The organism is uncultured Neisseria sp., assembly GCF_951230505.1.
GTDB lineage: Bacteria > Pseudomonadota > Gammaproteobacteria > Burkholderiales > Neisseriaceae > Neisseria.
This window is the reverse complement of record NZ_CATNVN010000087.1, coordinates 1-7,571: the sequence shown is the minus strand read 5'-3', so window position 1 is coordinate 7,571 and position 7,571 is coordinate 1. Positions and strand designations below refer to the sequence as shown.

At 52.5% G+C, this 7,571-nt stretch carries 8 protein-coding genes; all 8 read left to right on the top strand.

Annotated elements, in window-relative coordinates:
• Positions 1–473 (top strand): site-2 protease family protein (locus Q1M25_RS06565; protein ID WP_300483148.1); only part of this gene is annotated, 473 nt, incomplete at its 5' end.
• Between the two features lie 131 nt (positions 474–604).
• On the top strand, positions 605–1,609 hold the full coding sequence (gene dusB / locus Q1M25_RS06560) for a tRNA dihydrouridine synthase DusB (protein WP_300483145.1): 1,005 nt from the start codon (positions 605–607) through the stop codon (positions 1,607–1,609).
• A 54-nt stretch (positions 1,610–1,663) separates the two neighbouring features.
• The gene (locus tag Q1M25_RS06555) at positions 1,664–1,903 is read left to right on the top strand and encodes a Fis family transcriptional regulator (protein WP_003684241.1); all 240 of its coding nucleotides are present in this window, start codon (positions 1,664–1,666) and stop codon (positions 1,901–1,903) included.
• Between the two features lie 43 nt (positions 1,904–1,946).
• Positions 1,947–2,681 carry a gamma-glutamyl-gamma-aminobutyrate hydrolase family protein gene (locus Q1M25_RS06550; RefSeq protein WP_150536848.1) on the top strand — a complete coding sequence of 245 codons (735 nt, stop codon included), beginning with the start codon at positions 1,947–1,949 and terminating at the stop codon, positions 2,679–2,681.
• A 76-nt stretch (positions 2,682–2,757) separates the two neighbouring features.
• A complete protein-coding gene (locus Q1M25_RS06545) occupies positions 2,758–3,633 on the top strand; it encodes an EamA family transporter (RefSeq protein ID WP_036491959.1) in 876 nt (291 codons plus the stop codon).
• Between the two features lie 66 nt (positions 3,634–3,699).
• Positions 3,700–4,518, top strand: a complete 819-nt coding sequence (locus Q1M25_RS06540; protein ID WP_300483138.1) for a hypothetical protein — start codon at positions 3,700–3,702, stop codon at positions 4,516–4,518.
• Between the two features lie 108 nt (positions 4,519–4,626).
• Positions 4,627–5,796: a chloride channel protein gene (locus tag Q1M25_RS06535; RefSeq protein WP_300483151.1), complete on the top strand. Its 1,170-nt coding sequence runs from the start codon at positions 4,627–4,629 to the stop codon at positions 5,794–5,796.
• 163 nt (positions 5,797–5,959) lie between these two features.
• Positions 5,960–7,540 (top strand): bifunctional phosphoribosylaminoimidazolecarboxamide formyltransferase/IMP cyclohydrolase, encoded by a 1,581-nt coding sequence (purH, locus tag Q1M25_RS06530; RefSeq protein ID WP_250615035.1) that lies wholly within the window; start codon positions 5,960–5,962, stop codon positions 7,538–7,540.
• Positions 7,541–7,571: the final 31 nt, after the last annotated feature.

Sequence of the window (7,571 nt, the reverse complement as noted above, 5' to 3'; positions counted from 1 at the left end):
TTGTCGTGCCGCTGGTGTGTCTGATGATTGGCAGTTTTCTGTTCGGCTGGGCGCGCCCTATGCCCATCGATTCGCGCAATTTCCGTGATCCGCGCCGCGCGTGGCGTTGGGTGTCGATTTCAGGTCCGATTGCCAATCTGATTTTGGCGTTCTTTTGGGGCTTTGTCGTCGTACTTGCTGCGTATGTGCCTGAGTCTTATCAAGCGCCCTTGGCGCAGATGGCCGGTTACGGCGTGATGGTGAACTCGATTTGGGTCGCATTCAGCCTGATTCCGATTTTGCCTTGGGACGGCGGTATTTTTATCGATACCTTTCTCAATGCCAAACAGTCCATGCAGTTCCGTAAAATCGAGCCATACGGCACATGGATTATCCTGATCCTGTTGTTTACCGGCCTGCTGGCCAAACTGATTTGGCCGATTATTGCCATGATTCAGGACGCAGTGGGGATGGTTGTCATGCTGTTTATTTAAATGTTTTGGCTGAAAAGGCCGTCTGAAACTCAGTTTCAGACGGCCTTTTTCATTGTGCAACATGTAAATACGATTGGAAAAGTTGCTTAAAAATTGTACAATTTCAGCCCTTTCAATTCGGCGCAAACATCATGCACATCGGCGGCTATTTCATTGACAACCCCATCGCACTCGCCCCCATGGCAGGCATTACGGACAAACCGTTCCGCCGGATTTGCCGCGAGTTTGGCGCAGGATGGGCGGTATGCGAAATGCTGACCAGCGATCCGAGCTTGCGCCATACCAAAAAAACCTTGCGCCGCAGCGATTTTGAAGGCGAGGGCGGAGTGGTGGCCGTGCAGATTGCCGGCAGCGATCCGCAGCAGATGGCGGAAGCCGCGCGGTATAACGTCGGCTTGGGCGCTCAGGTCATTGATATAAACATGGGCTGTCCGGCCAAAAAAGTCTGTAATGTTCAGGCAGGCAGCGCATTGATGCAAAACGAGTCTTTGGTTGCCGAAATCTTGAAAGCCGTTGTCAACGCGGTGGACGTACCCGTTACCCTCAAAACCCGTTTGGGCTGGCACGATGAACATCAAAACTTGCCGACTATTGCCAAAATCGCCGAAGAATCAGGCATCGCTGCCCTTGTCATCCACGGACGTACACGCACGCAGATGTACAAAGGCGAAGCGCGTTACGAACTGATTGCCGAAACTAAAGGCCGTCTGAACATCCCCGTTTGGGTCAACGGCGATATCACTTCGCCGCAAAAAGCAGCCGCCGTCCTCAAACAAACCGCTGCCGACGGCATCATGATAGGGCGCGGCGCACAAGGCAGACCGTGGCTTTTCCGTGATTTAAAACATTATGCCGAACACGGCGTTTTGCCGCCGGCCTTGAGCTTGGCAGAATGCAATACCACCATTTTGAACCACATCCGCGCCATGCATGAATTTTATGGCGAAGTCGCCGGCGTACGCATCGCCCGCAAACACATCGGCTGGTATATCGATGAAATGCCCGACGGCGAACAAACACGCCGGGAAATCAACCGCTTGGACAGCGCCTCAGCACAATACGATACCCTTGCCGCCTATCTTGAGATACTTTCAGAAAAAACCGACCGTTGGGTATGCCATTATCGGGAAGGCTAAAGAGTTTCAGACGGCCTCATCATTTAAAAACAAATCCAAAGAAAGACAATCACGATGAATCAAACGACGACTGACATTGCGCAATGTATTGAACAAAACTTACGACAATACTTCAAAGACTTGGATGGTACGGAACCTTGCGGCGTGTATGATATGGTGTTGCATCAAGTGGAAAAGCCGATGCTTGCCTGCGTAATGGAGCAATGCGGCGGAAACCAGTCTAAAGCGGCCGTTATTTTGGGTTTGAACCGCAATACCCTGCGTAAAAAATTACAACAGCACGGTATGCTGTAATACGGCAGGGCAATCCGTCCTGACGGTCGAAGGAGAAATAACAATGCAAAATCCGAATAAATTAAATATCCATTTCATCTTGCACGAGGCATTTGAAGTGCCGGGAGCATATTTGAAATGGGCGCAATGGCGCGGACACGACATCAGTGCAACCAAAGTGTACGAATGTGAAGCCCTGCCTGACAATGTGGACGATATAGATTTTTTGATTGTGATGGGCGGGCCGCAATCGCCTGATGAAGACAGGCAGGCATTCCCGTATTACGACCCCGAATCCGAGCTGCGCCTGATGCGTCAGGCTATGGCGGCGGATAAATATATTGTCGGCGTGTGTTTGGGTGCGCAGCTTTTATCCGTTGCCTACGGCACGCGCCACACACGCAGCCCTGAGCGTGAAATCGGCATTTATCCGATTGAGTTGACGGCGGAAGGTTTGGCGGATGCCCATGTTTCCCTGTTGGGCAAAACCCTGAATACCGGCCATTGGCACGGCGATATGCCCGGTTTGACGGATGAGGCGGTTGTGTTGGCAACCAGCAAAGGCTGTCCGCGCCAGATTATCCGTTTTGCGCCCAAACATTATGCCTTCCAGGCCCATTTGGAGTTTGACCGTGAAGCCGTCGGGCTGCTGATTGCGGCGGACGGACGCGAAAATGTGGCCGAACAAAGCCAAGCCCAAACTTATGTCCAGCATCCGGATAAAATCGAAGCGGCGGATTTCAGTGAAATGAATGCCAAACTCTTCGACTTTTTGGATTCGCTGACGCAGACAAAATAAAAAAAGCCAACCTTCCAGGCCGTCTGAATAATAAATATAGAGAAGAAACGATTAACCCTTTTTAAAAGGTCGGACCATGTTCTATCAAATACTTGCCCTGCTGATTTGGGGCAGCTCGTTTATCGCTGCCAAGTATTCTTACGAGATGATCGACCCTGCGCTGATGGTTGAGGCGCGGTTGTTGATTGCCGCGTTGATGGTACTGCCGTCGTGCCGCCGTCATTTGGGAAGGATTCCGCGGAGCGAGTGGAAGCCGTTGTTGTGGATTTCCTTTGTCAACTACGTTGTCGTTTTGATGCTTCAGTTTATCGGTTTGAAATATACATCTGCCGCCAGCGCGGTGACCATGGTAGGGTTGGAGCCTTTGCTGGTGGTTTTTGTCGGTCATTTCTTTTTCAACGACAAAGCGAAAATTTACCACTGGATTTGCGGTGCGGCGGCATTTGCCGGCGTGGGCATGATGGTAATGGGCGGCGCGGAAGAGGGTGGTACGATTGATTGGTTCGGCTGTTTGCTGATTTTGCTTGCGGGATTGGGTTTTGCAGGCGTGATACGACCGAGCCAGCAGATGATTGCCCGCATCGGTGCGCCTGCATTTACCGTGGCTTCCATGGCGGTGGCGGCGGTGTTGTGTCTGCCGTTTTCGCTGGTGTTGGCAGACAGTTATCAAATCAACTGGTCATGGGGCGGTACGCTGTCGATTTTATATATGGGGATCGGTTGCAGTTGGCTTGCCTATCTGTTGTGGAACAAAGGCATGAACAAAGTCCCTGCCAACGTCTCCGGCCTGCTGATTTCGCTTGAGCCTGTCATCGGCGTTATCATGGCGGTGTTAATTTTGGGCGAACATTTAAGCGCTATGTCTGCGATGGGCATTACCGTCGTTATTGCGTCCACTTTTGTCGCCGGTATGTTGGCGCGTGTCAGCAACAAACACAAAAAGGCCGTCTGAAAACGGTTTCAGACGGCCTGAAGTAAGCAGTATCTTTTTTCAATAAAACATTTTGGGAAAATTTCTATGAAACGCATTATCTCCCTGCTTTTGCTTGCCTGCCCTATCTTGGCGTCGGCTGCACCCAATAACGACAAAGCCGCCGTACAGGCCGTCATTGCCAAGTATTACAACCGACCGCTTGCCGCGCACAAATGCCAGCTCGCCAAGCCGCCGAAAGACAGTGAGACAGCATCTGACAATATCATGTATTGCATGAAACCCGTTGCCGATCATACCGTAACACGCAACGGCAAAGCCGCGCGCTATGTGTTGTACACAGGTTTTGCCTACGATATGGAACAAAAAGTAAAACAGGACGCCCATGCTTCTTCGGGTCTGGCAGAATTGTTTGTTTTGGAGAAAGCAGACGGCAAGTGGGCAATCAAACAGCACGGAAAAGATAAAATCGGCGCATGGGGCGAGCCGCCGGAGAATAAGGAATGGAAGTTTGTTCAGGTGGGCGCACAAAACTGGGGCTATGTTGCCGAATCAAGTTATACAGGCCAAGGCGACACGACGACTTCGCAAAATTTCCTGTTTACCGATAATAGCAACCGTGTCCGTAAAAGCTTAATTATCAACGGTAACGATAACGGCGCATATTACGGCAATTGCGATGAATATAAAGGGCGCGAAAAACGCCTCTGCGAAGACACGTTTGTCAGCCTGGAAGCCAAAATTGCTTTTGACAAAAACCGTCCTGCCGTATCCGGCGTATGGGCGTTGATTGCAAAACTCAGCGGTGTATCAGGAAAGAAAAATTATAAAAATCAGAAATATATTTTCCCTTATAACGGCAAAACCCACGTCGCCCCCAAAAACTATCCCTTAGGCGGACAATAGTTCCCTCGAAAAACGCTTTGATCAAACCATTACTACCTCAAGTCAAATCCCGTGAAAGACACTCATAAACTCTGGGCCGCCCTCATCATTACCGGCATCATCGGCGGCATGGTCGGCATTGTATTAACCGAAATCATGCATACGATTCAACATCTTGCCTATGGTTACGGTTCAGACGGCCTATACGTTTCATTCCGAGAGGGCGTAGCGCAGGCAAGTCCGGAGCGACGTATCGGCGTGATGGCCTTTTGCGGCGCGGTGGTCGGCTTAGGGTGGTGGTTGCTCAAACGCTACGGCAGGCCGCAACCGAGTATCAAAGCCGTGGTTAAAAATCCGCTCGCCGGTTTTCCGTTTTTTGAAACCGTCAGCCATGCCCTGTTGCAAATCATTACCGTCGGGCTTGGCTCGCCGCTCGGCCGCGAAGTTGCGCCGCGCGAAATGACCGCCGCCTTTGCTTCAGTAGGCGTCAACCGTTTCGGGTTGAGCGAAGACGCCACAAGGCTGGTCATCGCTTGCGCCTCGGGTGCAGGTTTGGCGGCTGTGTATAACGTGCCGCTCGCCTCCACACTTTTCATCCTCGAAGCCATGCTTGGCTTATGGACGCAGCAAGCAGTCGCCGCCGCATTGCTGACTTCAGTCATCGCCACCGCCGTCGCACGCATCGGTTTGGGCGACGTGCAGCAATATCATCCGACCAACCTTTCCATCAACACATCATTACTTTGGTTTTCCGTCATCATCGGCCCGATACTGGGCGCAACCGCCGTCTTTTTCCAGCGCACAGCCCAAAAGTTCCCCTTCATCAAGCGCGACAACATCAAAATCATTCCCTTGGCCGTCGGTATGTTTGCACTTATCGGTGCGATTGCCGTTTGGTTTCCCGAAATTTTGGGCAACGGCAAAGCAGGCAACCAACTGACCTTTGGCGGCATGACCGACTGGCAACACAGCCTTGAGCTGACCGCCATCAAATGGCTGGTCGTCTTGATGGCGCTGGCGGCAGGCGCATACGGCGGCCTGATTACCCCGTCCATGATGCTCGGCAGTACCATCGCCTTTGCCGCCGCATCCGCGTGGAACAGCGTTTTCCCTGAAATGTCCTCCGAAAGCGCGGCCGTTGTCGGCGCCGCCGTTTTCCTTGGCGTTTCCCTCAAAATGCCACTGACGGCCATCGTCTTTGTTTTAGAACTCACCTATGCCCCCGTTGCCTTACTCATGCCATTATGTGCAGGCATGGCAGGCGCAGTATGGGTGGCAAAGAAAATGGGATTTAAATAGGCAAAAGCAAAAGGCCGTCTGAAACCGAGTTTCAGACGGCCTTTTACAATAAAATTGTCAACAATATCTATAAAAACCTACTGCCAAAAAGGCGAAAATAGCGGATAATACCGCCCTGAAAATTCATCCCATACTGATTAAACCTTCAACAAAGGAAATCCAAATGTCTTCCATCAAACGCGCCCTGATCAGCCTATCCGACAAGACAGGCGCAGTCGAATTTGCCCAAACCCTGACCAAGCTCGGTGTTGAAATCCTCTCTACCGGCGGTACAGCAAAGCTCTTGGCTGATGCAGGCGTTCCCGTTATCGAAGTTGCCGACTATACCGGTTTTCCCGAAATGCTCGACGGCCGCGTGAAAACCCTGCATCCGAAAATCCACGGCGGCATCCTCGGCCGTCGCGATTTGGACGAACACGTCGCCAAGATGGAAGAACACGGCATCGGCAATATCGACCTCGTGTGCGTCAACCTCTACCCCTTCGCCGCCACCATCGCCAAACCAAACTGCACACTGGAAGACGCGATTGAAAACATCGACATCGGCGGCCCAACCATGGTGCGTTCTGCCGCGAAAAACTGGAAACACGTCGCCATCGTTACCGACACAGCCGATTTCCCGGCCATCGCCGCCGAACTCGAAGCCAACAACGGCGCATTGAGCGACAAAACCCGTTTCAACCTCTCACGCAAAGCATTCAGCCATACCGCCCAATACGACGGCATGATTTCCAACTACCTGACCTCGCTTTCAGACGACGTCTTGAGCGGCCAGCCCCAAATCGGCGAATTTCCGAGCCAGTTCAACCAAAGCTGGATTAAAGTGCAAGACATGCGCTACGGCGAAAACCCGCACCAACGCGCCGCGTTCTACCGCGATATTTATCCAGCCGCAGGCAGCCTTTCCGCCTACAAACAACTGCAAGGCAAAGAATTGTCGTACAACAACATCGCCGATGCAGATGCCGCATGGGAAGCCGTCAAATCCTTTGACGCGCCGGCCTGCGTGATCGTGAAACACGCCAATCCGTGCGGCGTAGCCATCGCCTCCAATACCTTGGATGCCTACAAACTCGCCTACGCTACCGATACCACCAGCGCATTCGGCGGCATCATCGCCTTCAACCGCGAAGTGGATGGCGAAACTGTCAAACAAATTACCGACAACCAATTTATGGAAGTCCTCATGGCGCCGAAGTTCACCGCCGAAGCACTCGAAATCGCCGCCGCCAAGAAAAACGTGCGCGTATTGGAAGTGCCGCTCGAAGCAGGTGCCAACCGCTTTGAACTCAAACGCGTCGGCGGCGGACTGTTGGTACAAACCCCCGACATCCACCGCCTCAACCGCGCCGATTTGAAAGTCGTCTCCAAACGCCAACCGACCGAGCAAGAATGGAACGACCTGATGTTCGTTTGGAACGTCGCAAAATACGTCAAATCCAACGCCATCGTCTTCGGCAAAGGTGGCCAAACCTACGGCATCGGTGCAGGCCAAATGAGCCGCGTGGACAGCACCCGCATCGCCGCCCGCAAAGCGCAAGATGCCAATCTCGACCTCAACGGCGCATGTGCCGCTTCCGATGCCTTCTTCCCATTCCGCGACGGCGTAGATGTCATTGCCGAGCAGGGCATCAAAGCCATCATCCATCCGGCAGGCTCCATGCGCGACCAAGAAGTCTTTGACGCAGCGGACGAACACGGCATCGCCATGGTCGTAACCGGCATCCGCCATTTCCGCCACTGATAAGCTGATATAAAATAAAGGCCGTCTGAAA